The organism is Paucidesulfovibrio longus DSM 6739 (assembly GCF_000420485.1).
GTDB classification, from domain to species: Bacteria; Desulfobacterota; Desulfovibrionia; order Desulfovibrionales; family Desulfovibrionaceae; genus Paucidesulfovibrio; species Paucidesulfovibrio longus.
Map to the genome: position 1 here is coordinate 116,585 of NZ_ATVA01000018.1, position 24,898 is coordinate 141,482.

The 24,898-nt window shown below is 65.5% G+C and carries 20 protein-coding genes, 1 tRNA gene and 1 other RNA gene; 18 read left to right on the plus strand and 4 right to left on the minus strand.

All coding sequences use genetic code 11. The features are described from left to right. Positions 1-13 precede the first annotated feature (13 nt). From phoU to G452_RS0116220, 9 genes are all read left to right on the plus strand, one after another. Positions 14-679 carry a phosphate signaling complex protein PhoU gene (phoU, locus tag G452_RS0116180; protein ID WP_022663314.1) on the plus strand — a complete coding sequence of 222 codons (666 nt, stop codon included), beginning with the start codon at positions 14-16 and terminating at the stop codon, positions 677-679. Between the two features lie 349 nt (positions 680-1,028). After that, positions 1,029-2,813: a 30S ribosomal protein S1 gene (locus G452_RS20045; protein WP_022663315.1), complete on the plus strand. Its 1,785-nt coding sequence runs from the start codon at positions 1,029-1,031 to the stop codon at positions 2,811-2,813. Continuing rightward, a complete protein-coding gene (sppA, locus tag G452_RS20050) occupies positions 2,803-3,705 on the plus strand; it encodes a signal peptide peptidase SppA (RefSeq protein ID WP_022663316.1) in 903 nt (300 codons plus the stop codon). The genes G452_RS20045 and sppA overlap by 11 nt, the downstream gene beginning before the upstream one ends. A 57-nt stretch (positions 3,706-3,762) precedes the next feature. Further along, positions 3,763-5,052: a hypothetical protein gene (locus G452_RS0116195; RefSeq protein ID WP_022663317.1), complete on the plus strand. Its 1,290-nt coding sequence runs from the start codon at positions 3,763-3,765 to the stop codon at positions 5,050-5,052. 229 nt (positions 5,053-5,281) lie between these two features. Continuing rightward, positions 5,282-6,079, plus strand: coding sequence for a DUF3100 domain-containing protein (locus G452_RS0116200; RefSeq protein ID WP_022663318.1), 798 nt, complete (start codon positions 5,282-5,284; stop codon positions 6,077-6,079). A 2-nt stretch (positions 6,080-6,081) separates the two neighbouring features. Beyond that, positions 6,082-6,528 (plus strand): hypothetical protein, encoded by a 447-nt coding sequence (locus G452_RS0116205; protein ID WP_022663319.1) that lies wholly within the window; start codon positions 6,082-6,084, stop codon positions 6,526-6,528. Beyond that, the gene (locus tag G452_RS0116210) at positions 6,529-7,674 is read left to right on the plus strand and encodes an amidohydrolase (protein ID WP_022663320.1); all 1,146 of its coding nucleotides are present in this window, start codon (positions 6,529-6,531) and stop codon (positions 7,672-7,674) included. 17 nt (positions 7,675-7,691) lie between these two features. Beyond that, positions 7,692-8,909, plus strand: coding sequence for an L-serine ammonia-lyase, iron-sulfur-dependent, subunit alpha (locus G452_RS0116215; RefSeq protein WP_022663321.1), 1,218 nt, complete (start codon positions 7,692-7,694; stop codon positions 8,907-8,909). A gap of 100 nt (positions 8,910-9,009) precedes the next feature. Beyond that, positions 9,010-10,350 (plus strand): tetratricopeptide repeat protein, encoded by a 1,341-nt coding sequence (locus G452_RS0116220; protein WP_022663322.1) that lies wholly within the window; start codon positions 9,010-9,012, stop codon positions 10,348-10,350. A gap of 102 nt (positions 10,351-10,452) precedes the next feature. Here the strand turns inward: G452_RS0116220 and G452_RS0116225 are convergent, their stop codons facing one another. From G452_RS0116225 to G452_RS0116240, 4 genes are read right to left on the minus strand one after another with little or no spacing between them, the layout of a single operon-like run. Continuing rightward, positions 10,453-11,856 carry a deoxyribodipyrimidine photo-lyase gene (locus G452_RS0116225; RefSeq protein ID WP_022663323.1) on the minus strand — a complete coding sequence of 468 codons (1,404 nt, stop codon included), beginning with the start codon at positions 11,854-11,856 and terminating at the stop codon, positions 10,453-10,455. Next, positions 11,832-13,532, minus strand: a complete 1,701-nt coding sequence (locus tag G452_RS20055) for a glycosyltransferase (protein WP_022663324.1) — start codon at positions 13,530-13,532, stop codon at positions 11,832-11,834. Before G452_RS20055 ends, G452_RS0116225 begins: the two co-directional genes overlap by 25 nt. 51 nt (positions 13,533-13,583) lie before the next feature. Beyond that, complete coding sequence (locus G452_RS20060; RefSeq protein ID WP_022663325.1) at positions 13,584-15,653, minus strand: glycosyltransferase; 2,070 nt, start codon at positions 15,651-15,653, stop codon at positions 13,584-13,586. Further along, the gene (locus G452_RS0116240; protein ID WP_022663326.1) at positions 15,653-16,828 is read right to left on the minus strand and encodes an SGNH/GDSL hydrolase family protein; all 1,176 of its coding nucleotides are present in this window, start codon (positions 16,826-16,828) and stop codon (positions 15,653-15,655) included. The genes G452_RS20060 and G452_RS0116240 overlap by 1 nt, the downstream gene beginning before the upstream one ends. A gap of 300 nt (positions 16,829-17,128) precedes the next feature. Here G452_RS0116240 and G452_RS0116245 point away from each other — a divergent pair, with 300 nt between their 5' ends. From G452_RS0116245 to G452_RS0116280, 9 genes are all read left to right on the plus strand, one after another. Beyond that, positions 17,129-18,562: a sigma-54-dependent transcriptional regulator gene (locus G452_RS0116245; protein ID WP_022663327.1), complete on the plus strand. Its 1,434-nt coding sequence runs from the start codon at positions 17,129-17,131 to the stop codon at positions 18,560-18,562. Between the two features lie 217 nt (positions 18,563-18,779). After that, positions 18,780-19,541: a YkgJ family cysteine cluster protein gene (locus G452_RS0116250; RefSeq protein ID WP_022663328.1), complete on the plus strand. Its 762-nt coding sequence runs from the start codon at positions 18,780-18,782 to the stop codon at positions 19,539-19,541. Continuing rightward, positions 19,538-20,044, plus strand: a complete 507-nt coding sequence (gene rfaE2 / locus G452_RS0116255; protein ID WP_022663329.1) for a D-glycero-beta-D-manno-heptose 1-phosphate adenylyltransferase — start codon at positions 19,538-19,540, stop codon at positions 20,042-20,044. The genes G452_RS0116250 and rfaE2 overlap by 4 nt, the downstream gene beginning before the upstream one ends. A 182-nt stretch (positions 20,045-20,226) precedes the next feature. Next, positions 20,227-20,302 (plus strand) — tRNA-Ile (locus tag G452_RS0116260). Positions 20,303-20,458: 156 nt separating this feature from the next. Further along, on the plus strand, positions 20,459-21,478 hold the full coding sequence (locus G452_RS0116265) for a Nif3-like dinuclear metal center hexameric protein (RefSeq protein ID WP_022663330.1): 1,020 nt from the start codon (positions 20,459-20,461) through the stop codon (positions 21,476-21,478). 46 nt (positions 21,479-21,524) lie between these two features. Then, the gene (locus tag G452_RS0116270; RefSeq protein WP_022663331.1) at positions 21,525-22,259 is read left to right on the plus strand and encodes a zinc ribbon domain-containing protein; all 735 of its coding nucleotides are present in this window, start codon (positions 21,525-21,527) and stop codon (positions 22,257-22,259) included. A 67-nt stretch (positions 22,260-22,326) separates the two neighbouring features. After that, an RNA gene (gene rnpB / locus G452_RS20905) (RNase P RNA component class A) lies at positions 22,327-22,686 on the plus strand. A gap of 65 nt (positions 22,687-22,751) precedes the next feature. Next, complete coding sequence (ispD, locus tag G452_RS0116275; protein ID WP_022663332.1) at positions 22,752-23,984, plus strand: 2-C-methyl-D-erythritol 4-phosphate cytidylyltransferase; 1,233 nt, start codon at positions 22,752-22,754, stop codon at positions 23,982-23,984. 10 nt (positions 23,985-23,994) lie between these two features. Next, positions 23,995-24,879, plus strand: coding sequence for a hypothetical protein (locus tag G452_RS0116280; RefSeq protein WP_022663333.1), 885 nt, complete (start codon positions 23,995-23,997; stop codon positions 24,877-24,879). The last annotated feature ends 19 nt before the right edge of the window (positions 24,880-24,898 follow it).

A 24,898-nucleotide genomic window follows, 5' to 3' on the forward strand; every position in this document is an offset into this window, starting at 1 on the left:
GAGAGAGGGACGCATGGAACAGAGAGCGCATTTTTCGCATAAGCTCGAAGAGTTGAAGATGCTCGTGCTGCGCATGGCCGCCTTGAGCGAAAAGGCCGTGCACAACGCGATCAAGGGCATGTTCGAACTCGACGGCGAACTGGCCGAGGAAGTCATCAACCATGACTGCGACATCAACAATCTCGAGGACGAGATCGACCGCTTCGTGGTCGAGACCCTGGCCCTGGACCAGCCCATGGCCACGGACCTGCGCTTCCTCGTGGGCGTGAGCCGCATCACCATCAACCTGGAGCGCCTGGGCGACGAGGCCGTGAACCTGGCCCACAGGACGCTGTTTTTGGCCACCCGGCCGCCCCTGCCGTTCAACCAGAAGATGGAAATGCTCGCCGAGACGGCCAAGAACATGGTTTCCCTGGCGGTGAAGGCTTTTGTGGACCGCGACGTGAAGCTGGCCGAAAAGGTCTGCGTCATGGACAACGAGGCCGACGAGCTGAACATCAAGCTGCTCAAGGAATACATCTCCAGCATGGTCACCGAGACGCGCATCGTCGAGCGCGGGGTGCATTCCATCCTCAGCGCGCGCCACCTGGAGCGCGTCGCGGACCTGGCCACGAACATTTCCGAGAGCGTGATATTCATCGTCGAGGGCGTGAACGTGAAGCACCGCTGCAAGGCCTGACCCGCTTCGGATCGTCCTTGCAATCCGCACAAGGCGATATTGGGAAAACGGCCGCGCAGAGCGGCCGTTTTCATTGGCGAAGTCTTGCGGGCCGGGCGCTTGCGGCAAGCTTTCTTCAGGTGGAAAACGGTTTACAGGCAACCTATTTTCAGATAGTGACGTGTGTTCGTGCCGGTGCGCTTCGCCCCGGTACAACACAGCCGCATCGCGGCGCTGGGCGTCGGCCTTCGGGCCGTCCGGGCAATCAAGGCTTCGCCGACCTCGGAGCGATTCCAAGCCATGATTGCGGACCGGGCTCCGGTCGCGGTGCAAAAATACACTGTCCGAGGTTATGTCGTGGAGGTAACCCATGGAAGAAACAGCGAAACAGAATGTTTCCCCCGAGTCTCCTGAAATGGAGATGAGTTTTGAGAAAGCGCTTGAGGACTACCTGAGCCCTGAATTCGGGGATCTCGAAGAAGGCAGCATCGTCCCGGGCGAAGTGGTCAAGATCGACAAGGACCACGTTCTCGTGGACGTCAATTTCAAGTCCGAGGGCCAGATTCCGGTCGGGGAATTCCTCGACGCGGAAGGCAACCTGACCGTGGCCGTCGGCGACAAGGTGGACGTTTTCGTCTCCAACAAGGACGAAGGCGAAGGCACCATTCATCTCTCCCGTGAAAAAGCCAAGCGGATGCAGCTCTTCGACCGCCTTGAGGAGCTTCAGGAAAAGGACAACATCACCAAGGGACGCATCATGCGCCGGATCAAGGGCGGCTACACCGTCGATCTCGGCGGCGTGGAGGCCTTCCTGCCCGGTTCCCACGTGGACCTGCGCCCCGTGCCCGATATGGACGCCCTGGTTTCCCAGGAGTTCGAGTTCAAGATCCTGAAGATCAACCGCCGCCGTTCCAACGTGATCGTTTCCCGCCGTGTGCTTCTTGAGGAGCAGCGCGGCGAGCAGCGCGAAAAGCTGCTGGAGACCCTGGCCGAAGAGCAGATCGTCACGGGCAAGGTCAAAAACATCACCGAGTACGGCGTGTTCGTGGACCTCGGCGGTCTCGACGGCCTGCTGCACATCACCGATATGTCCTGGAAGCGCATCCGTCATCCGAAAGAGATGGTCGGACTGGGCGACGAGCTGGAACTGAAGGTTCTGAACTTCGACCGCGATTCCCAGAAGGTTTCCCTCGGCCTGAAGCAGCTTTCCGCCGACCCGTGGGAAAACATCGGGGGCAAGTACCCCGAAGGCGCCCGCTTCACCGGCACCGTCACGAACCTGGCCGACTACGGCGCGTTCGTGGAGCTGGAGACCGGCGTCGAGGGCCTGGTGCACATCTCCGAGATGTCCTGGACCCGCAAGCTGCGTCACCCCTCCCAGATGGTGCATGTGGGCGACGAGGTCGAGGTCGTCGTCCTCGGCGTCGATCCCGACAAGAAGCGCATCTCCCTGGGCATGAAGCAGATCAAGCCCAATCCCTGGGACGTGGTCGCCGAGAAGTACCCCGAGGGAACCATCCTTGAGGGCGCCATCAAGAACATCACCGAGTTCGGCGTGTTCATCGGCATCGAGGAAGGCATCGACGGCCTGATCCACGTGTCCGACATCTCCTGGACCAAGAAGATCCGCCATCCTTCCGAAGTCTACAAGGCCGGCGACGTGGTCCAGGCCAAGGTGCTGACCGTGGACAAGGAGAACGAGAAGTTCACCCTGGGCGTGAAGCAGCTCACCGAGGATCCCTGGTCCCAGGTGCCCGCCAAGTACCCCGTGGGCCAGCTGATCACCGGCCAGGTGACCAACATCACCGACTTCGGCCTGTTCGTGGAAGTGGAAGAGGGCATCGAGGGCCTGGTCCACGTCTCCGAGATCAGCCGCAAGAAGATCAAGAGCCCTTCCGAGCTGTACAAGGAAGGCGACAGCATCGAGGCCAAGGTCATCCACGTCTCTGCGGACGAGCGCCGTCTGGGCCTGTCCATCAAGCAGATCAAGGATGAGGCCGAGCAGCGTCGCCGTCCGGCCGCCGCGAGCAAGGGTTATTCCTCCGGTGCCCCCGAGACCGGCAACACCCTGGGCGACCTCCTGCGTCAGAAGCTGGAAGCCGCCGAGGAAGCCCGTGCCGAGGGTGACGAGGAGTCCGGCGAGGATGAAGCCTAAGGCTGGATTCTCCGCGCGACATCCGCTTCTCTTCGGATTTGCGTTACTATTGATGGCCGTGGTCCTCTTTACGGGGGCCTCGGCCATTTTTCGTGCGCTCCGGGTGGGGCAGGACGGCGTGGGCGGGCGCACCGTGGGCGTGGTCCATCTCACGGGCATGATCCTGGACGGCAGGGACGTTGTCGATTTCCTGCGGGAGCTGCGCGAGGACGACGCCGTGGAAGGCGTGCTCCTGCGCGTGGATTCGCCGGGTGGAGCCGTGGCCCCCTCCCAGGAGATGTTCCGGGCCGTGCGCGAGCTGGCCGAGGTCAAGCCCGTGGTGGCTTCCTACGGTTCGGTCGCCGCTTCGGGCGGATACTACGCCTCTTGCCCGGCCACCCTCATCGTGGCCAACCCCGGCAGCGTGACCGGGTCCATCGGCGTGCTCATGGAATACGTCGATTTCAGCGACCTTGCCGGCGATCTCGGCGTGCGCCGGGTGCTGCTGGCCTCCGGCGCGAACAAGGGCGCAGGCTCGCCCCTGGAGCCGCTGACCCCGGCGCAGCGCGACCAGCTCATGGGGCTGATCATGGACATGCACGACCAGTTCGTCTCGGACGTGGCCGTGGCCCGGCACATGCGCAAGGACGCCGTGGCCGCGCTGGCGGACGGGCGCGTGTTCACGGGTCGGCAGGCCAGGGACAACGGGCTGGTGGACGAACTCGGCGGGTACGAGGTCGCCTTGCAGCGGCTCATGGACCTTTGCGGCATGACCAAGCGCCCCAATCTTTACGAAGGCCCCCCGGTGGACGTGCCGCTTCTGGACAGGCTCATGGGCGCGGGCGCCTCCGCTGGGCTGGCCACGTTCTGGAACGAGAGACTCGCGCCCGGCGCACGCTTTCTGTATAGATAGAGCGCGTCGCCCCGGCAGGCGGGACCGGCCCTCTCCCGCGCAAGACCCCGGAGCAAAATGTCCCTGACCATCGCCTGCATCGGCCCATCCGATTCTCTCGCCGTCATCGGCGAAGCCTTTGGCCGCTTTTTCCCGAACCTCGGCTTCCGGGCCTACGTCCGCGAGCGTACCGAGGATTCCTGGGAGGTGCTGGAGCAGAGCCAGAGCGAATGCGACGGCATCCTCTTCTCCGGCATCGGCGTGCAGGAGGCGGCCAAGGCGCGCGGCAGCGTCACCAAGCCCCATGCCCAGATCGAGCGCGGAGCGTACAGCCTGCTCCGCGTCTTTTCCGAGATACAGCGCAGCGGCCAGCCTTTCGGCCGGGTCAGCATCGACGTGGTCGCGGATCAGGTTCTGCGGGAGGTCATCCGAGAATTCGGCGTTCCGTTCGACCAGGTCCATTCCATGCCCTTTGCCGTGCACCACAGGGAACAGGAATACCGCGACCGGCATCGGGAACTGCTGGATTCCGGCCAGGCGGATCTGGCCATAACCGGCTTCGGCTCGGTTTTCCGGGAACTTCAGGATACGGGTTATCCTGTTTTCCGTATGCTTCCCAGCGCGTTGCAGGTGCGCGAGACCGTGGAGCTGTTGCTGGCCGATATTTCGACCCGCAACCTGCGCTCGGCAGGCATCGCCATCCAGATCGTCCGGCTGCACGGCGAAGCGGAGCAATCCGTGAACCAGTACGATCAGATGAAGGACGAAGGCCGCTTCTACCTGCAACTGCTGGAATACGTGCGCATGATCCAGGGCAGCCTCTTCAGCTTCGGAAAGCGCGAATACGTCATCTTTTCCACCCGTGGGGTCATTGAAAGCCCGGTCCACCTGGATATGTTCACCCGGCTCCTGGCCTGGGGCCGAAACAACAACCTGCTGTTCTCCTCCGGCATCGGCATCGGGGCCACGGCCTTCGAGGCGGAAAAGGCCGCGCGCAACGCCCTGGCCAACGGTCGCCGGCTGCCGCAGGGCGGAGTGTTTCTCATGCACGGGGAGCAACTGCGCGGCCCCCTGGGCGAAAGCGACGAGCTGCGATTCCGGACCCGCGTCCAGGATGCGGCGCAGCTGCGCATGGCCGAGGAGATCGGCATCAGCCCCAGCGCCCTGGACCGCATCCGCTCGATCATGGAGTCCACGGGCAAAAGCACCTTCGACTCGGCGGATCTGGCCGCCTGCCTCGGCATCAGCGAGCGCAGCGCCCGCAGAATGCTTAAGAAATTTCTGGACGGCGGCCATGCCAGGCTGGTCGGCAAGGAAAATGCCCACCAGGTCGGGCGGCCCAAAAATTTGGTCCGGCTCATGATTTAGTAGCGCGACGATATTTTTTTTGCTAGTTTCGGACCTGTTTTTGACATGGCTGAAATTGTCGGCCCGGCAAACGGGTCGGCCCAAGGAGGGAAACTCCAACCCCAAGGGAGGCAGTGCATTCGTTGTCCAGGGAGCCCCGCGCGGGGACCGGCCGAGCTCCCTTCCCGACGGGGAGGGCCGGACGCGCAGGTGACGCCGTAATGGTTTTGATCGGGAGGGAATACATACGATGACAGACGCAATCAAAAACGTGAAGGTCCATCTCGTCGTGCTCGTGCTGGTGTGCGTGTCCGAGCTGATCGGGATACTCAAATTCGATGTGGGGCCGGGCACTCTGGTGCTGCTGCCCATGCTCTACGCCGTGTTCCTCGGCACCTTTCTCGGCCCCAAGTTTCTCAAGGTCGTCAACGACAAGGACATGCTGGATTCCAGCACCCTGGTCAGCCTGACCCTGATGCTGCTCATGGCCCGCTACGGCACGCTCGTCGGCCCGAAGTTCTTCGAGATCCTCAAGGCCGGGCCTGCGCTGATTCTTCAGGAGTTCGGCAACATCGGCACCCTCGTGATCGGCATTCCCATCGCCATGTTCCTGGGCCTGCGGCGCGAGGCCGTGGGCGCGGCCCACTCCATCGCCCGCGAGCCCAACGTGGCCCTCATCGGCGACATCTACGGGCTGGATTCCCCCGAAGGGCGCGGCGTCATGGGCGTGTACATCTGCGGCACCGTGTTCGGAACCATCTTTTACGGCCTTGCCGCCTCGTTCCTGAGCGTGCTGGACGTGTTCCACCCCTATGCCCTGGCCATGGCCGCGGGCGTCGGCTCGGCGAGCATGATGACCGCCACCGTGGGCAGCCTCAGCGCCCACTATCCGGCCATGGCGGACAAGATCCAGGCGTTCGGCGTTGCCAGCAACACCCTCTCCGGCCTGGACGGCGTGTACATGTCCATGTTCATCGCCCTGCCCCTTTCCAACAAGCTCTACAACCTGCTGTACCGGCTCAGGTTCGGTAAGACCGAGGAGGCCTAGTCATGCGCAAGATCGTTGAATCCGCCATCGTGCTGGTCCTGGTCGGCGTGATCACCCTCATCGGCAACCGCATCGGCTACGGCTTCGGCCTGCTGGAAGCGTTGCCGGGCATGGCCGTGCTCGTGGCCATCTGCCTTCTCGGCGTGCTCGCCAATGCCTACGTCTTCAAGCTGCCCACGGTGCTCTACGTCATCACCTTCGGCATGATCGTGACCCTGCCTGGCTTTCCGGGCAGCGAACAGTTCGCCGCCTGGGTCGGCAAGGTCAACTTCCTGGCCCTGACCACCCCCATCCTGGCCTACGCCGGGGTCGGCATCGGCAAGGATCTGCCCGCGCTGAAGAAGACCGGCTGGCGCATCGTCGCGGTCAGCCTGTTCGTCATGGCCGGAACCTACCTCGCCTCGGCGGGAATCGCCCAGGTGACGCTGAAATTCCTTGGAGAGATCTAAATGCCTTTGAATGCGGAGATCGCGTCCTGGATAGCGGACATGAAGGCCGTCCGGCACCGCCTGCACACCAATCCCGAGGTGGGCACGGGCACCGTCGGCACCGTGGCCTTCGTCAAGGAGCAGCTCCGGTCCTACGGCGTCGGATTCGAGGACATCGGAGAGAATTCCCTGCTGGCCCGGATCGAAGGACGCGGTCCGGGCAAGACCGTGGCCCTGCGCGGAGACATGGACGCCCTGGAAACCCAGGAGGAGACCGGACTTCCCTACCAGTCCGCGGTCAAGGGACGCGCGCACGCCTGCGGACACGACGGGCACACCGCCACGCTGCTGGCCGTGGCGCGCCACCTCGCGGGCCATAGGGACTTCGACGGCGCGGTGCTGCTGCTCTTCCAGTCCGGCGAGGAAGGCTACGACGGCGCGCTGAAGGTCATCGAGGACGGGCTGTTCGAGAAGCATGACATCGACTTCATCTTCGGCCTGCACAACTGGCCAGGATACGCCACGGATCAGGTCGTGGTCCACTTCGGCGCGGCCATGGCCTCGGAAGACCGCTTCGAGATTCTGGTTCGCGGCAAGAGCGGCCACGCCTCCATGCCCCACGGCTGCGTCGAGCCCTTCGCCGCGGTGGCGGACATCGTCAAGAGCGCGCAGTCCATCGTGGGGCGGAAGGTTTCCGCCCACGACAAGGCCGTGGTCAGCATCACCCAGGTGCACGGCGGCAGCGCGGACAACATCATCCCGGACGAGGTCGTCATCCACGGCAACGTGCGCACCTGCGACGGCGCGGTGCAGGATCTCATCGAGGAGTCTCTCGGCCGGGTGGCCGAGGGCGTGGCGCGCATGTACGGGGTCGAGGCGACCCTGACCTATCGCCGCAAGCATCCCGTGCTCGTGAACACCATGCCGGAACCGGCCCGCGCCGCAGCGGCCGCCGTGGTCGGGGAGGACAACGTGCTCACCGGGGAACTTCCGGTCATGGGCTCCGAGGACTTCGCCTTCTACCTCCGGCACGTTCCGGGCTGCTTCCTCTGGGTCGGCAACGGCAAGGATTCCGCTCTGCTGCACAACAGCAAGTACGACTTCAACGACGAGGTCATCCTGGTGGGCGCTTCCGTGTTCGTGGAGCTGGTCCGTCAGGTTCTCTAACAAAAGAAAAGCGAAGCATGGATTCCCTGCAACAGCTCTACAAGGTCGGCAACGGCCCTTCCAGCAGTCATACCATGGGGCCGCAAAAAGCGGCCCTGCGGTTTCTGGAACGCACGCCCCAGGCGGCGGGCTACCGCGTGACCCTGCTCGGCAGCCTCGCGGCCACGGGCCGGGGCCATCTGACGGACATGACGATCCAGCGCACCCTCGGTGAGGAGCGCACGGAAATCGTCTGGAAACCCGAAGAAATCCGGCCTTTCCATCCCAACGCCCTCGTCTTCGAGGCGCTGGACAGGGAGGGAGCGCCGCTGGATCTGCCCGGCTCTGTCTGGGAGGTCTACAGCGTGGGCGGCGGAACCATCGTGGAGGCGGGCGAACCACGGCGCAAGGCCGTGGACGTCTACCCGCACACGACGCTCACGGAGATCATGGAGCATTGCCGCTCCGAGAATCTGGAGCTGTGGGAATACGTGGAATCCGTCGAAGGGGCCGAAATCTGGCCGTTTCTGGAAGACAGGTGGCGGGACATGAACCACTCGGTGGTGCAGGGCCTCTCCCGTACGGGAGTGTTGCCCGGAGCGCTTCGCTACCCGCGCAAGGCCAATTCCTTTCTGAGGAAGGCGCGATTGCAGACCGGCGCGCTGCGCTCCACGGGCATGACGTTCGCCTATGCCCTCGCCGTTGCGGAAGAAAACGCATCGGGCGGACGAGTGGTCACGGCGCCTACCTGCGGTTCCGCCGGGCTGGTTCCCGCCGTGCTTCGCTCCATAGCCGAGGACCATGGCCTTGAGGAGTGCGAAATCCTCAGGGCCATGGCCGTCGGCGGACTCGTCGGCAACCTGGTCAAGGAGAACGCGTCCATCTCCGGGGCCGAGGTGGGCTGCCAGGGAGAGATCGGCACGGCCTGCGCCATGGCCGCCGCCATGACGGCGTTTCTGTTCGGCGGCTCCCTCCGGCAGATCGACTACGCCGCGGAAATGGCACTGGAGCACCATCTGGGCATGACCTGCGACCCGGTCGGCGGCTACGTCCAGGTGCCATGCATCGAGCGCAACGCCGTTTCCGCCGTCCGCGCCGTGAACACCGCGCAGTACACGCTCTTCACGGACGGGGAGCATCGCATCAGCTTTGATCAGGTCGTGCGGACCATGGGCGAGACGGGGCGGGATCTCAAGTGCGGCTACCGGGAGACTTCCCTGGCCGGATTGGCCAAGCACGGCTGCGGCCCGGCCTGAGCGGCATTCTGGTATTATGTGTTGCGAGGCACGATAAGAGATACGATGCCGTGTTGCCGCGCCCCACGAATTGAGTTACTCAATGGAGTGGGGGAAATGAATGATACAGACCGCACGATACGACAGCATCGTTCTGGAATATCTTGAAAAGCCGAACTGCACCATTTTCATCGTTTCCGACGATGAGCTTTTCAAAAAGAATCTTCGGGCGACCCTGAACAAGACTCTGGGGCTGAAGCAGGATCTGCTCGAGAGCTACGAATCGCCCGCTCTGGTGGCCAAGCCGCTCAAGGCGCGGCTCGACCACGGACATCCCGTGCTGCTCTTCGTGGAAGGATTGCTTCACGGCAAGCTGACCACCGACTTCATCGTCACGCTCAAGTCCCAGAGCCCCGAAGTCAAGATCATCGCCCTGGTTTCCGAGGGGCGGCGCGAGGACATCGCCTACCTTTACGAGGTCGGCGCCAACAACGTCATCGCCAAGCCCGCGTCGGTGAACAACATCATCGAGAAAATGGCCTTCACCATCCGGCCGCAGGGCAAGCTCACCGAGATCGTGCACCTGGCCAAGCGCCTGCTGGCGGCCCGGCAATACGAAAAAATACTGCCCCTGTGCGAGAAAATCCTCAAGATCAAGCCGGGCAGCCCCACGGGACTGATGCTCAAGGGCGACGCCTTTCTGGGTATGGGCAAGCGCGACCGCGCCCAGGAGGCGTATCTGGAGGCCCACGAGAACGCCAAGCTCTTCATCGAGCCGCTCAAACGGCTGGCCGCGTTCTATCAGGGCTCGGACAACGACATGTATCTGGCGTACATGAAGAAACTGGACAAGCTTTCCCCGCTGCACGCCGAGCGCAAGCGCGACATCGGCGAGGTGCACCTTTCGCGCGGGGAAATGGATTCCGCTGAGAAGTATTTCGATCAGGCCATCGAATGCGCCACGCGCGAGGCGTCCGCCATCATCGAGAGCATGGCCGAAAGCATCGCCCAACGGGTGCAGGGCCGCTCGCCCTACCTCGCGGAAAAATATCTGAGCAGGATGATCGAGGCCAAGAAGGGCAACCTGACCCGCTCCGACCTGGAAACGTTCAACCGCCTGGGCATTGCGCTCAAGCTCCAGGGCAAGTGGGAAGAGGCCATCGAGAACTATCGGAAGGCCTTGAAGATCGCGCCGGACGACGAGGGCCTGCACTACAACGTGGGCGTGGCCTACTTCGAGGGCGGGCGCACGCAGGACGCCGTGAACAGCTTCGCCCGCGCCGTGAAGCTCAACCCGGACTTCCACAAGGGCAACGACCGCGTCAGCTACAACCTGGCCAACGTCTTCTACCGCGCCGGCAGCATTCCCCGCGCCGAGCAGTATCTCAAGGACGCGCTCGAAGCCAACCCGAACAACGCCCAGGCGAAAAAGCTGCTGGACGAGATTCTGCGGCGCTCCTGAGGCCGGAAGCGTCCCGGCCACGCCAGATCGACGAAAGGGCGGGGCCGGTTCGGCGTGTGTTTCTGTTCGCCCCTGTTTTTTTCGGCGTTCGCCTGCGAACCCCTACTTCCGGCTTGCGAAGGCTCGCGCCTGCTCCACTCCCGCATAGCGCCGCACATATTCCGCCGCGTCGAACTTGCGGCGCGCGCCGTTGGAATTCATGTAGCGGATCGAACCGAACACGGGCCGCTCGGCCCAGCCCCGGTCATGCACGCCGCACACGCTCCAGGCCGCTCCGGCGTAGCCGTTGCTGTCCATGCCGTCCAACGACCAGCAGTCGTTGAGCCGGACGACCGCGTCCAGCGCCTCCTCGGGCGTGGGGCTCCATTCCAGGATTTTCTTCGCCCAATACATGCGCATGTAGCCGTGCAGGAAGCCCTCGTCCACAAGCTGGCGCTGCGCCGCGTTCCAAAGGGGCTGATGGGTTTCGCCTTTCTCCAGCGTATTGAAATCATAGACGTATGATCGTTTGTCGCCGCGGTGCTTGTCCAGGGTCGCCTGCGCCCAGGCCGCGCAGGCGTCCAGGGCGTCGTAGCGCGGCTCGTGCAGGCAGAAATTGTCCGCGAGTTCGCGGCGCACGATGAGTTCCTCCAGGAAGGCGTCCTTGTCCTCCTGGGGAGCGCTCGATTTTGCGGCTGCCAGGGCCGCGTCGAGTGCGGACAGGAAACCGAAATGCAGCCAGGGCGAGAGGCGCGAGGAAGCGTCCTTGACCGGGTCGTTGCGGTTTTCCGCATAGCCGCGCAGCCCCCCGCGCACGAAGGCGTCCAGCCTTTGCCCGCCCTGGGGCTCGCCGGTCTGTTCCGCGCTCGTGACCCAGTCCACGGGAGCGGCGGGATACGCTTTGGCCGCGTGCGCCTCGGCCGCGCTCCAGTCGGCCTCGCCCGCCGGTGCGGTTCCGGCTTGCGCGGGCCAGGGAGCGGGAGCGGCGCGCAGGGCCGGAAGCGAAGCCATGAATTCCGGCAGCAGCCGATGGATTTTGGGCCGGATGGTCCGGGCCATGTATTCTTTTTTGTCCGAAACGAGCCAGCAGGGCACGGTGTTGCGGCCGTCCGATTCCCAGACAGGGGCGTTCACGGTTTCAAGGAGCGTGCGCAGGTGCCGCCCGGCCGGGCGCAGCGGATCGAAATCCGTGGTCAGGGCGCTGATGCGCGCGCTGCGGGCAAGATCGGCCACCTGGGCAGCGGGATCGCCGACGCGCAGAAAGAACGGAATGTTCAGGGCGCGAAGCCGCGCCTGGAGCGGGCGCAGGCCGTCGAGCAGGAAGCGCAGCTGGCGCAGGGAGGGGAGTTCGTGCGCTTCCGGCAGGCAGACCACGACGCCGAGGCCGACCCCGTTTTCCTCGGCCAGCTCGCGGGCCAGGAGCAGGCCGGGATTGGACTCCACGCGGAACTCCCGGCGCATCCAGTGCAGGACCGGGCCGCGCGTCCCTGGTTCGGCGTCCTTCAGGAGTCTTGATCGGTCGCGCATTGTTCCTCCAGGGCGGGGCGCACGCGCTCCATGCGGGCCTGAAGGTCCGCCAGAACGGCTTCGGCGTCTTTGCGGGTGGCCTCCGCGATTTCCTCCGCGCCGTGCAGCACCTGCATCTTGTAGCGGTTGCCGAGGGCGTTGGCGTTTTCCTGTCCCGGAACGAGGGTGCTGCGGCCTGTGCGTTTTCTGTGGCGCACGCGCAGGTGCCCCTGGTAGGCGGCGAGCCTGCCCTTGGCGAGCATGCGCAGATCGCGTTCCATGTCGTCGTATTGGGACGGGGACAGGTACAGGGAAAAGTCTCCGGCCTCCAGAAGCCGGTCGCGCCGGAAGAGATGGCAGCAGCCCGTGACCGAGGCGCAGGGACGGACATAGTTGAATTGTCCCCGGTCCAGGCCCTGGATCTGGAGATTGGAAAGCTTGAAGGGGTGCGGCTCGATGCGGCTGAGGTCCGGCGCGTCGGCAAGGGCCGCTCCGGGCGGGGTCAGGTGGTAGTCGGCGGACTGCGCCAGGAGCGGCTGGGCATCATCCACCACGCGGCAGCCCCAGACCCCCGCTTCGGGCAGGCGCTGCACGGCCGCGCCCAAGCGGCCCAGCCAGTCGCGGGGCACCAGGGCGTCGTCGTCGAGGTAGACGAGCCAATCCGCGTCTTTGGCCTCCGCGTGCAGGAGCCAGTTGCGCGCCGCGGGCGCGCCCACGTTCACGGGCAATTCCACCACGCTCATCCTGTCGCGGCCGAACTCCCCTTGCCACTTGGCCAGAACCCGCGCGGTATGGTCCGTGGAACCGTTGTTCAGGGCGGCGATGCGCGCCAGTCCGAGGTCCGAACGGGCCAGGGCGGCCAGGGCCGCGTCCAGGTCGTCGGCCTTGTTCCAGGTATAGAGAAGCACGCAGACCTGCCCGCGCATGGGCGCGGTTTCCTGGTCCTGTCCGTCGAGCAGCTCGCTCGCTCGGAGCAGCTCGTTGACGCGCCAGGGAGAGCGGGCCAGGGATGCGAGCAGGCGGCAAAGGCCCTCCCCGCGTCCGCCTCCGGCAAGGGCCGATTCCGCTGCGCGAGCGTGGGCGAATCCCGCTCCGAACAGGGCTTCGGTTTCCTGCGCCAGATCCGCGCCCTCGTCGTGCCGTCCGGCCATATAGAAGGCCTGCCAGCGGCCAGCCGCGTGCACCGGCGCAAGCCCGCGCAGGACGTCGCTGTCCAGGGCCGCGAGGGCGAAGTCCGGGTCGCCTTCGGAAATGGCCAGGGTCAGGGCCTGCTCGCGCCAGAAGAGATTGTCCGGCTCCGCGCAGATGCGCCCTTCGAGGAAGCCGCGCAGCTTGGCCATGTCGCGGCGTGCCGCGAGATTCTGGAAATAGGAAAGGTTGGCGGGCCGCTGCCAGGCGTCGGCCAGGCTGCGCAGCAGGGCGGCGCGGTCCGGTTCGATGAGTTCGCGCAGTTCCGGTATGTTCAGGATGCGTCCGGCCAGCTCGCCGTTCAATGGGCTTTCGCCCAGGGCCGAGAAGAGCATGTCCGCATAGACCGCGCCGAGGGCGGCGTTGTGCGGCGCGTCCAGGCCGCGCCCGGCCATGTCGAGCAGGTTGCGCACCCCGCAGGAGCCGATGCCCAGCCTCTCGCGCAGCGGGCCGGGCAGGGCGGAGAACAGGGTGGCTGGGTCGCGGGTGAACAGGCTCGGTCGCTGCATGCTTTCTCCTGTGGGTGGAAGATGCGCCGCGCATCACCGCTGCGCGGAGCGCTAGTCCTGTTCCGGCAGAGGCGGCAGGGAGGCCACGCGCTGGCCGTGGTAGACCCGCAGCAGGTCCAGGCCCTTGTCCCGGCTGGAAAAACAGGCGGCCACGAAAGCCTGGTTGAGGCGGCCCATGCGCAGGCGCTCCTCGCGGTTCTCCGCAAGATACCTGATTTTCTCCGCCAGGCAAACCGCGTCCTCCAGGTCGCAGAGCAGGCCGTTTCGACCGTCCGTGACCAGCTCCGGAATGCCGCCCGCACGGGTGCAGACCACGGGCAGTCCGAAATGAAAGGCTTCCAGGAGCACGTTGGGCATGCTTTCCTGGCGCGAGGGAATCACGAGCATGTCCGAATGGCGCAGCAGTTCCAGGGCTTGGTCGTGCGGCACGATCCCGGCGTCGTGGATCCGCGACGCGGCGTCGGCGGGGAGCGCCTGAAGCAGGCGAGCCAGCTTGCGCGCCCCGGCCACCACGAATTCCGTGTCCCGCGCGTCGAAGCGGCGGACGTATTCGGTCACGGCGTCGAGAAACACGTCCAGGCCCTTGGCCGGAGCCTCGTTGCCCAGACAGAGCACCCGCAGGCCGCGCTTCTTGCGCGCCTCCCGATCCGGGGGGGAGGCGTCTGCGGGCACGAAGGCGTTGTAGACCACGTTCAGACGCTTGTCCGGCACGCCGAGCTTTCGCAGGGAGCGGGCGCAGGCAAAGGAATTCACGACCATGCCGCTGGCCAGCCTCGCCCAGAGCCCGAAGAGCGCGTTGGCCTTGAAGATCACGCCGCGATTGATGAACAGCCGGAAGGGGCGCGACGAGGCCAGCGAGAGCAGCCGGGCCAGGATGGCGGGCTTGTAGGCTTTGTTGTGGAAGGTGTGGACCACGTCCACGCTTTGTTCCCGGCAAAGGCGCGCCAGGAACAAGGCGGCCTTCAGCGGCTTGCGGAACTCGTCGAAGCGCCGCACCCCGACGCCCGCAGACAGTTCCCCGGCGATGGGCGAATCCTTGGGCACGCAGACCGTGACGCGCATGCCCAGATCGTGCAGGGCGGCGGCGTTGTTGATGAGCTGGCGGCTGCCTCCGGAAATCTTGGTGGAATCCGTGGCCAGGAGCACATGGGAAAGGTCCGGGCGCTTGCGCAGTTTCTTGAAGAAGAAGCGCGCTCCCGGAGATGTGGAATACATGCGCAGCCTGGACTGGAGCCACTTGCCGTCCTTGCCGGAAGCCACGCCGATGCGGTGGAGCCGGAACGGGTCGGTGCCGCGCACGTTGGGTCCGCGTTCCAGGGTGAAGGCTCCCTGGAAGCCCGCTTTCTTCAGCTCCGCTTCGGCCTTGGCGTCGTAATTGCCCCAGGGCCAGCAAAAGAGCTGCACGTCGCTGTGGTTCAAGGCGCGGATGCGGGCGAGGCTGCGCGTGAAGTCCTCCGCGCAGAAGGCCAGCCGTTCGGCCTCGCCGCGCCGGACGAAGCGCGTCCGCGGGGTCGAGTCCTGGGGCCAGAACCCGTCGTAGACGTAGGCGCTGCCGACCTCGAAGGTGGGCAGACCTGGAGCGGGCTGGGAATAGATGCCCGCGGCAGCCCAGTGCGCCTTGTTCGTTCCGATGGGGCCGCGCGGGTGGAGCGTGCGGAAGCAGCCCTGGTGGCGCGCGCCGTGGGCGTGGACCTCGTGCCCGGCGGCAAGCAGCGCCGCGATTTCGCCTTCGTTGATGAATTGCGAGTAATCTTGGTTGGTAAGCGCCTGCCGAAAGCAATCAGGCATGGGCAGGTCCGGCGGCGCATCGGACATGCGCCGGGCCGGGCCGGGCGCGATGAAGTCCGTGACCGCGAAGAACACGCCCGTGAGGCCGCGTTTTTCCAGTTCCGGCGCGGCCCGCAGGAAATTGCTCCAGTGCCCGTCGTCAAAGGTCAGGACCAGGGATTTGCGCGGGACGGGACGCCTGCCCGCGACCGCTTCGAACAGCTCCCGCGCCGTGATGCTGCGCCAGCCTGCGTCGAGCAGAGCGTCGAGATGCTCGCAAAACCGCTCCGGAGCGAGGCTGCCCTGGGCCGGGCTGACGTCGTGGTAGCAAAGCACGGGAATGTTCGAGAGCATCATTTCTCCGTGGCGGCGCGCAGTTGCGGTCCGGCCGCGTCGATGATCGCCTTGGTGAACGCCTCGTAGCCCGCACGGTTGAAGTGGTCCCAGTCGCGCGGGCCATGCAGCAGGGTGTGCGCGGCCTCCTCCCGCAATTCGGGCCGGGTGTCCACGAAGCCGAACCCGTTTTTCGCCGCGAACTCGCGGATGCTTCCGGCCAGAGCCTGGCTGAAGAGCATGATATCCTGCCTGGAAACGGGGTTTTTCTCCCGCTCCTCGCTGACCTTGTCGCCCTCCCAGGAATAGCAGGACAGAGGCGAGGGCACGTAGACGATGATCATGCGGGTTTTCGGGAAATGGTCGCGGATGGACAGGGCGGCCTGCTGAAACATGATCGTGCTGCTGTCCAGCATGTCCGGGGAGATGCTTACGGGCGGCCCCTGGAGCTTGTCCGGTACGGGCACGATGCCGGAGTCGAGAACGATGCGGTTGATCTGTCCGGGCGCGCGCAAGGGGTCCGGATCGACGATGTTGCGGGTCAGGGGGTAATACACGCTGTCGCGAAGCAGCCGCAGGATCATGTTGCCGAAGAGCAGGCCGTCTCCGGGTTCCCTGGGGGCTCCGGAGGCGTACTTGCGCACGAGCGTCTCCAGGAAGTCGCGATACTGTTCCGGCGTCTGCGGCCTTTCCCTGTGCTCGGAGTCGAGATGGTCGTAGAGGAAGCGCTTGTTGTCGTAGACGTCGTTGCCCTCGTAGAAATAGAGGAGCATGGCTCCGGGCTGGGGCAGCTTCAGGCCGAGGCGGTTCAGGCGGTTGTAGATCTGGAGCGGCTCCAGCCCGAGGCCGTCCCAGCTGCTCGCGCCGCTGCGCCCGAAGGTCAGGCAGTCCACGCCGAGGGCGTCGTGGAGCAGGTGCGTTGCCTGAAAGCGCGAGTTGCGGTCGTAGCCGTTGGCGATGAACCAGTCGCCCTTGCCCTGGGCGTAGGAATCTCCGGCGATGGCGAGGTAGCCGGGCGCGGGCAGGAGGTCGGCCTTGGAGGTCTGGCCGAGCACCCGCAGCTCGCGCGGCATGAAATTATAGAGGTTCGGCGGCAGGCGGTCGAGCAGGAAGGGGAAAAAAACGAACTCCGCCAGCAGATAGACCAGGGTCACGCTGGCCAGGGGCAGCAGCAGGGTTGTGAGCAGCTTTCGCATCGGATTTTCCAGTGCAACAGGGGATTGGGAAACGCATCGCATCGTCCCGAAACGCCTCCGGAGGCCGCCAGACGGCGTGCAGCCCGCAACGGCGAGGGAAGAGCCCGGGAAAACCAGCGGCCCTTGAAAGACGGCGCAGGGGCGTGCTCCGGCCGGAGCGGCCCGGCGCGAGGCCCGGACGCCGGAGACTCGGACGCCGGAGACTCGGACGGATTTCTAGGTAGCAGAAGCATTGCCCGCGAGCAAGCGAACGCATGTATTGATATTGAAATGATTCCCGGTTGCGGATAAGAGAGGGGCATGTCCTCAAAGACGATTCTGTTCGTGGCGGAACCGCAGGCCGTTACAGGCATCTTCCCCACACTCAAGGAGGCCGGGCTTCAGGCCGGGCTGGCCGACAACCTCAACGGCGCGCTGCACTTCATCCGCAAGTCCACGCCCGTGGCGGTTTTCTGCCGTCCGAGCCTCCAGGGCTTCACGGCGGAAAAGCTGCTGGCCGAGGCCCAGGCCGACCCCGATTTTCCGCCCATCGTCATTTTTTCCAAAGGGGGCACGGCGGACGAGGCCCAGCGCTTCATGGAGCTCGGCGCGCGCGATTTCTGGCTCGAACCGCTCCTCTACGAGAAGATCAAGGCCGTGCTGCCCCGCAACCACGACCCCCGGCCCGAACAGGAACCCGTCGAGACCGCCCGCAGGGACGCCCCCCGCCGCGAGGCCGCCGCGCCTTCGCCCGGAGGGTCCAAGAGCTTCCAGATCATCGGCAAGCACCCGGCCGTGCTGCGCGTGCTGGCCCTGGCAAAGCAGGTGGCCCGCTCCAAGGCCACGGTGCTCATCTCCGGCGAGTCCGGCACGGGCAAGGAAATGTTCGCCCGCTTCCTGCACCACCATTCCGACCGCGCGGACAGGCCCTTCGTGGCCGTGAACTGCGCGGCCCTGCCCGAACATCTGCTCGAATCCGAGCTCTTCGGGCACGAAAAGGGCGCGTTCACCGGCGCGATCAACCGCAAGCTCGGCAAGTTCGAGCTGGCCTCCGGCGGCACCCTGCTCCTGGACGAGATCACGGAAATGGACATGGGGCTTCAGGCAAAGCTCTTGCGCGTGCTCCAGGAAGGAGAGATCGACCGCGTGGGCGGGGTGGAAACCGTGAGCGTGGACGTGCGCGTGCTGGCCACCACCAACCGCGACATCGAACAGAGCGTGCGCGAGGGCAAGTTTCGCCAGGACCTCTTCTACCGCCTGAACGTGATTCCGCTGAAGCTCCCGGCGCTCAAGGAGCGCGGCGACGACACCCTGCTCCTGGCCGAGTTCTTCGTGGCCAAGTATTGCGCGGCCTACGGCCTGGGGAGGCTGCATTTTTCCGACGAAGCCGGGAAATGGCTGCTCGAATACGACTGGCCGGGCAACGTCCGCGAGCTGCAAAACCTCATGGAACGCGCCGTGCTCCTGGCCGGGTCCGGACCCATCGCCACCTCGCATTTCCTCATCGACCCGGACGCCTGGCAGCCCGACGACCTGGAAGGCGCCTCCGCGGAAACCGACAACACCCCGCCGGAAACCCCGGACGAGGCCATGTCCGTGATGCCGCTGCACGAGATGGAGAAGCGGCTCGTGCTCAAGTCCCTGAACGAGACGGGCGGCAACCGCACCCAGGCCGCGGACCTGCTCGGCATCTCCGTGCGCACCCTGCGCAACAAGATCAACGAGTACAAGCAGCTCGGCCTGGACATTCCCTAGACCCGGATACGGTTCCCGCGATGTGTTGCGTTGAAGGATTGCCGCGCAGCCTGCGTGCTTCCCGCGCTGTTGCCCTGCCCGCTGTTTTCCGCTCGACCCGCTCCCGCCTGCCCAAACTTGATCTTTTTCCGATTCTCTGGTCTGGAAAGTCAGCGCCGCCGCCGACCGCGTCCGGCGAAATCGGCGGGAACGCTGCAACGCACCAAAGGACCAGTTCATGACCGATCAGACCCCCGAATTTCTCAACGACATGCCCCAGCTCGCTCCGGGCGAGACGTTCCAGTTCCGCTGCCATCCCGGCGTGGACTGCTTCAACGCCTGCTGCAGCGACCTGAACCTGATGCTGACTCCCTACGACGCCTTGCGGCTGCGCCGTTTTCTGGGGCTTTCGAGCCGCGATTTCGTGCAGCGGCACTGCATGGTCTCGGCGGGCCGCGACCTGGGCTTTCCCCTGGTGCAGATGCGCATGCTCGACGACGCGCGCCGGAGCTGCCCCTTTGTGCGGCCGGAAGGCTGCTCGGTCTACGGCGACAGGCCCGGCGCCTGCCGCACGTATCCCCTGGGGCGGGCGTCCATGATCGACGACGATGGCGAGATGAAGGAATATTTCTTCATCGTGCGCGAGCCCCACTGCAACGGCTTTTTGCAGGAGGGGAACTGGACTTCGGGCGAATGGCTGAAGGACCAGGGACTGGAGGCCTACAACACGGCCAACGACCGCTACATGCGGCTGATGAACCGCTGGAAGAAGACGGGCAGGCCCCTGGACGAGCGCCAGGTGAACATGGCCTTTCTGGCCCTGTTCCAGCCGGACGATTTTCAGCGTTTCGTGCGCGACATGAAGCTCTTCGCCCGCGTGAACGCGGACGAGGCCCGGCAGAAAGCCGTGCTGGAAGACGAAGAGGCCGCCCTGGCCTTCGGCGTGGACTGGCTGGAGCTGGTCCTGCTCGGCGAAAGCGAAGGACTGGAAAAGAAATGACCGCCGACGCGCGCAGGGCAGACATGCCCGCGAACCCCAAGCTGCATACGCCGGAGTCGTTCCGGGAGGTGCGGCGCGGCTTGCCGGAAAGCTATCGGCTGGTCTTCACCAACGGCTGCTTCGACATCCTGCACCCCGGCCACGTGGACCTGCTCCAGCGGGCGCGCGCCCTGGGCCACGGGCTGATGCTGGGCCTGAACTCGGACGCCTCGGTGCGGCGGCTGGGCAAGGGGCCGGAGCGCCCCCTGAACAGCGAGGCCGAGCGCGCCTTTGTGCTCGCCGGGCTCGCCTGCGTGGATTTCATCGTGATTTTCGACGAGGACACGCCCCTGGAGCTGGTCCGGGCCGTGCGGCCGCAGGTGCTGGTCAAGGGCGGCGACTGGCCCGTGGAAAAGATCGTGGGCCGGGAGATCGTCCAGGCCGACGGGGGCGAGGTGGTCAGCCTGCCGCTGCTGCCCGGCTACTCCACCACCGGGCTGGTGGAGCGGATTCGGAAACTGTAGCGGAGCCGGAACGGACACGCCTTTCGGCTTCGGCGGCAGGATTCGCCCGGCCCGCTCCCTGGGACGCGCCGGGACTCTTCCCGGCGGTGCCGATTTCGCGAAGCCCCGGAGGCCAACGCTTGCGCAGGTGATCTTGACAGCCGGTTCGATACGGGGTATCGAAATCGGCTCATGACGAATTTGGGCCAGTAGCTCAGTTGGCAGAGCCACCGGCTCATAACCGGTCGGTCCCAGGTTCGAATCCTGGCTGGCCTACCAACACACCCCGAACGCATTCGGGGCCGAGGAAGGAAGTATTGCCGAAGGCCGAGGTTTCCAAGAAACCGCTTTCCTCGCCGACATCCGAGAGGCATGGAAGCTCCCCCAGGGGAAACCCTAGGGGAGCATCTTTTTTTCGGGAATGTGCCCTAACGTATGAAAATTAAAGAAGTAATATCCGTTTTGCAGGGGCTTGCCCCGGAGCGCTACGCCGCATCCTGGGACAATTCCGGACTTCAGGTGCGCGGAACGCGGCAGGACGCCGCGCGCGTGGCCGTGTGTCTCGACCCCTTGCCGGAGCGGCTCGCCGAGGCCCTGGACTGGGGCGCGGATCTCGTGGCCTCCCACCATCCCCTTTTTCTCAAGCCTGCGGCGCCCGTTGCCGAGGGGCCATACCTCGAGGCGCTGCGGCTGCTGCTGCCCGCCGGGGCCTGGCTCTACTCCGCGCATACCTCCCTGGATTCGCGTCCGGGCGGCCCGGCCTGCTGGCTGGGCGACGAGCTGGGCCTGGAGGAACGGCGGTCCCTGGAGCCGAGCCGCAGCTTCGGCGCGCTTTCCGTGTCGTTCTTCCTTGAGCAGGATCTCGGCGAAGAGCTGGCCGACGCCCTGGCCGAGGTGGACGGCGTGTTCGGCATCGGCCAGGACGCCACGGGCGAAGTGCGCATCCTCTGCCATGACGCGGCCTGGCCGCCGCTGCGGGCCGTTCTGGACGAGGTGCTGGCCGCCCTCGGCTGCGGCCATACCCAATATTTCCTGACCCAGATGCGCTCGCCTTCCGAGGAAGTGGGCTTCGGCGAGGTCGGCGAGCTGCCGGAGCCGCTGCCGTACGACGCGTTCGCGGAGCGGCTCGCCGGGCTGCTGGGCAGAGGGTTCTGGACGCAGACCGGACCCCGGCCCGAAACGGTCGCGCGCGTGGCCTACCTGCCCGGTTCCGGGGCTTCGGCCCTGGACGCCGCCCTGGCCGCGCGGGCGGACGTCTTCATCACGGGCGACGTGAAGTATCACCAGGCCCTGGACGCGGTGGGCGCGGGCCTGCATGTGCTGGACGTGGGACATTTTTCCCTGGAAGAGGAGATGATGCGCCGTTTTGCCATCGAGCTGGAAGCGGAGCTTCCCGGCGTGGAGGTGCGATTTTTTCCGGGCCGCGATCCCTTCGCGGTCCGCATGAACGGGTGACACCCGGCCCAAGGCCGGATCGCGAATAGAGAAAAGGTGAGGACGCATGTATCAGAAGCAAATCGAACAACTGGTGGTGTTGCAGAGCGTTGACGACGAGATCATCGGTCTGCGCGAGGAACTGGAAGGGGCTCCCCGCGAGCTTGCCGAGCTGGAGAACCTGCTCCAGTCCTACGACGAGCGTACCGCGCAGATCGACGAGAAGCTGGACCTGCTGAAGCAGCAGCAAAAGCGTCTCGACGACGAGATCGAAGAGGACGCCGGCAAGGTCAAGAAGAGCAAGAACAAGCTCATGATGGCCAGCAATACCAAAGAATACCACGCCATGATGCGCGAGATGGACAGCCTGGAAAAGCTGAACCGGATGCGCGAGGAAGAGCGCGTGGCCGTGGTCGAGGAACTGGCCCGGCAGAAGGAAGCCAAGGTGGAGCTGGACGAGGAAGTGGGCACGGTCCGCGTCGACTTCGACGCCAAGAAGGCCACCCTGGACGAGCGCGTGCAGCAGGCCCAGAAGCGGCTGGACGCCCTGGACAAGAAGCGCAAGAAGGCGGGCAAGGTCGTTCCCGCGCCCATCCTGGGCCGCTACGAGTTCATCCGCTCGCGTCTGCGCAACCCGGTCATCGTCCCGGTTACCGAGGGCATCTGCAGCGGCTGCAACATCATGATTCCTCCGCAGATCTACAACGAGCTGCAGAAGGGCAAGCAGATCCTCTCCTGCCCGAACTGCCAGCGCCTGATCTACTGGGTGGAGCACACTCCGGTTCCGTCCGCCGAGGACTAGAACCAGCGCGGGGTTTCCATGCCGGGGCGGCTTTTGCGCCGCTTCGGATTCTGATAGACTGCATTTTGGAGTCGGACAGGTCGTCGCTGCGGCGCAAGCCGTGGAGGAAAGTCCGGGCTCCGTAGGGCAGGGCGCTGGGTAACGCCCAGCGGGAGCGATCCCGGGAAAGTGCCACAGAAAACAGACCGCCTGCCGGGGCAACCCGGCCGGTAAGGGTGAAACGGTGGGGCAAGAGCCCACCAGCGGCTGCGGCGACGCAGTCGGCTAGGTAAACCCCGTCCGGAGCAAGACCAAATAGGGGAGCTGGCCGGCCCGGCCATGCGGCTCCCGGGTAGGTTGCTTGAGATTCGCGGTAACGCGCGTCCTAGATGAATGACGACCGCCCCGAAAGGGGAGACAAAACCCGGCTTATCGTCCGGCTCCATTTGTCGAATCGAAAGGGCCCGTTCCGGCAGCGCCGGGGCGGGCCCGCACAAAAAAAACGGAAGAAGCGTGAGCACGAGCGCCGAAACCTGGGCCATTCTCCTGGCCGCCGGAAGCGGAACGCGGCTGGCCTCCGCCACGGGCGGGGAGCGCAAGCAGTTCCTCTCCCTGGACGGCGCGCCGCTGTATTGGCGCTCGGCCCGGACCCTGGCCGCTGCGCCGCGCGTGCGCGGGCTGGTATTCGTTTTTCCTCCTGCGGAGCTGGCCGCCCGCGAGCAGGAGCTTGCGGAACTCTTTCAGCGCCAGCCCCTGGGACTGCCCTGGCGGGCCGTTCCCGGCGGGGAGCGGCGGCAGGATTCCGTGCGCCTCGGGCTTGGCGCGCTTCCGCGTGAATGCGGGACCGTGCTCGTGCATGACACCGCCCGGCCCTTTGCCACGGCGGCCTTGATCCGCCGGGTGCTCGACGCGCTGGATGCCGGGGCCGGGGGCGTGGTGCCGGGCCTGGCCGTGACGGATACCATCAAGCTGGTGGACGAGGCCGGAGGCGTGCGGGAAACCCTGCGGCGCTCCGAGCTGCGCGCCGTGCAGACCCCGCAGGGATTTGCGCGCGCCCTGCTCTGCCTGGCCCACGAGCGCGCCGAGGCCGAGGGCTGGGAAGTAACGGACGACGCCTCCATGATCGAACGGCTGGCCGCCGAGGGGCTGGCAAGTCCCGTGATCGTCGTGGACGGCGAGGAGGGCAATGTGAAGATCACCACGCCCGGCGACCTGGAGCGGCTGCGGCCGCAGCGGACCGAAGAGCCGGTAACGGGCTGGGGCTACGACGTGCACCGCTACCGCCTGCACGAGAACGAATCTCCCGCGCGGCCCATGGTCCTGGGCGGCGAACCCATTCCGAACGCGCCGGAAGTGCTGGCCCACTCGGACGGCGACGTGCTGCTGCACGCGCTCACCGACGCCATCCTCGGCTGCTGCGCGGGCGGGGACATCGGCGACCATTTTCCGGATACGGACGCGGCCCACGAAGGCCGGAGCAGCGCGATCTTCGTCAAGGAGGCCCAGTGCCTGGCGCGGGAGCGGGGCGTGCGCATCGTTTCCGCGGACCTGACCATCATCGCGCAGGTGCCCCGGCTCGGACCGCACAAGGAGCGCATTCGCGCCAACATCGAGCGGCTGCTGGAACTGGAGCCCGGACGCGTGAACGTCAAGGCCACCACCGAGGAGAAGCTCGGATTCACCGGAGCAAAAAAAGGGATCAAGGCCGTGGCCTGCGTCAGCGCGCTGCGGACCTGGAAAGCCTAGGGAGCAGGGAATGGCGAAAGCGAGAAACGTATTGGTGCTTTTCGGCATCGGAGCGGTGCTGCTGGTGGCGGGCTACTTCGGGGCCAAGTTCATGGCCGAGAACGTGGCCGAGCAGAAGGTCAAGGAATTCTTCGCGGGCATGGACGACGTCGCCCACGCCCAATACGGCGAGGTCGAGGTCGATCTCTTCAGCCATGAGGCCGTGATCCACGATCTGACCATCGCCGTGCTCGGCGGCAAGGACATCGACGTCCGCAAGTTCACCCTCTCCCGGTATGAGGAGAAGGACGGCCTGCCGAGCGCGCTCAAGGTCCGCTTCGAGGGCGTGACCCTGCCCGTGACCCCCGAATATTTCGCAGGCTCCGCAGCGGACATGAAAGCCATGGGCTACGACGAATTTCACTGCGACTACGCCATGGATTATGAATACCACGAAAAGGAAAAGAGCTTCGAGCTTCGGGACTTTTCCCTGGCCGTGGCCGATGCGGGCCGGCTCAGCCTCTCTCTTCGGCTGGCCAACGTGAACATGAAGGATCTCGTGGCGGGCGGCGCCAGCTCCATGCTCGTGGGCATCGAAGGCGCGAAGCTTCGCTACGAGGACGACTCCCTGCTGGGCCGGGCCATCAAGGCCGCCGCCCAGGAGCAGGGCCTCAGCGAGGAGCAGCTCATGGAGCAGTTCTACGCGGGCATCGACGGGGAGATCGAACGCAACCGGGCCAAGGGGCAGGACTTCGCCGTCCAGGTGCTGGAACAGCTTCGCCGTTTCGTGGACAACCGCAAATCCATCAGCGTGAGCGCGTCCCCTGCCGAACCCGTGGCCGTGCTGCAACTCCTGGGGCTTGACGATGCGGCCAAGGTGGTCCGCGCCCTGGGCGTCAAGGTCGAAGCAGAATAGAACGAGTTTGATATAAACC

Bases quoted from the DNA above. Each gene is read 5' to 3' on its own strand.
- G452_RS20045 (WP_022663315.1), top strand. From the start codon at position 1,029: ATGGAAGAAACAGCGAAACAGAATGTTTCCCCCGAGTCTCCTGAAATG.
- G452_RS20055 (WP_022663324.1), bottom strand. From the start codon at position 13,532: ATGCAGCGACCGAGCCTGTTCACCCGCGACCCAGCCACCCTGTTCTCC.
- G452_RS0116250 (WP_022663328.1), top strand. From the start codon at position 18,780: ATGACCGATCAGACCCCCGAATTTCTCAACGACATGCCCCAGCTCGCT.
- G452_RS0116195 (WP_022663317.1), top strand. From the start codon at position 3,763: ATGTCCCTGACCATCGCCTGCATCGGCCCATCCGATTCTCTCGCCGTC.
- G452_RS0116205 (WP_022663319.1), top strand. From the start codon at position 6,082: ATGCGCAAGATCGTTGAATCCGCCATCGTGCTGGTCCTGGTCGGCGTG.
- G452_RS0116210 (WP_022663320.1), top strand. From the start codon at position 6,529: ATGCCTTTGAATGCGGAGATCGCGTCCTGGATAGCGGACATGAAGGCC.
- sppA (WP_022663316.1), top strand. From the start codon at position 2,803: ATGAAGCCTAAGGCTGGATTCTCCGCGCGACATCCGCTTCTCTTCGGA.
- G452_RS20060 (WP_022663325.1), bottom strand. From the start codon at position 15,653: ATGCTCTCGAACATTCCCGTGCTTTGCTACCACGACGTCAGCCCGGCC.
- G452_RS0116245 (WP_022663327.1), top strand. From the start codon at position 17,129: ATGTCCTCAAAGACGATTCTGTTCGTGGCGGAACCGCAGGCCGTTACA.
- G452_RS0116220 (WP_022663322.1), top strand. From the start codon at position 9,010: ATGATACAGACCGCACGATACGACAGCATCGTTCTGGAATATCTTGAA.
- G452_RS0116215 (WP_022663321.1), top strand. From the start codon at position 7,692: ATGGATTCCCTGCAACAGCTCTACAAGGTCGGCAACGGCCCTTCCAGC.
- G452_RS0116200 (WP_022663318.1), top strand. From the start codon at position 5,282: ATGACAGACGCAATCAAAAACGTGAAGGTCCATCTCGTCGTGCTCGTG.
- phoU (WP_022663314.1), top strand. From the start codon at position 14: ATGGAACAGAGAGCGCATTTTTCGCATAAGCTCGAAGAGTTGAAGATG.
- G452_RS0116240 (WP_022663326.1), bottom strand. From the start codon at position 16,828: ATGCGAAAGCTGCTCACAACCCTGCTGCTGCCCCTGGCCAGCGTGACC.
- rfaE2 (WP_022663329.1), top strand. From the start codon at position 19,538: ATGACCGCCGACGCGCGCAGGGCAGACATGCCCGCGAACCCCAAGCTG.
- G452_RS0116225 (WP_022663323.1), bottom strand. From the start codon at position 11,856: ATGCGCGACCGATCAAGACTCCTGAAGGACGCCGAACCAGGGACGCGC.
- G452_RS0116265 (WP_022663330.1), top strand. From the start codon at position 20,459: ATGAAAATTAAAGAAGTAATATCCGTTTTGCAGGGGCTTGCCCCGGAG.
- G452_RS0116280 (WP_022663333.1), top strand. From the start codon at position 23,995: ATGGCGAAAGCGAGAAACGTATTGGTGCTTTTCGGCATCGGAGCGGTG.
- G452_RS0116270 (WP_022663331.1), top strand. From the start codon at position 21,525: ATGTATCAGAAGCAAATCGAACAACTGGTGGTGTTGCAGAGCGTTGAC.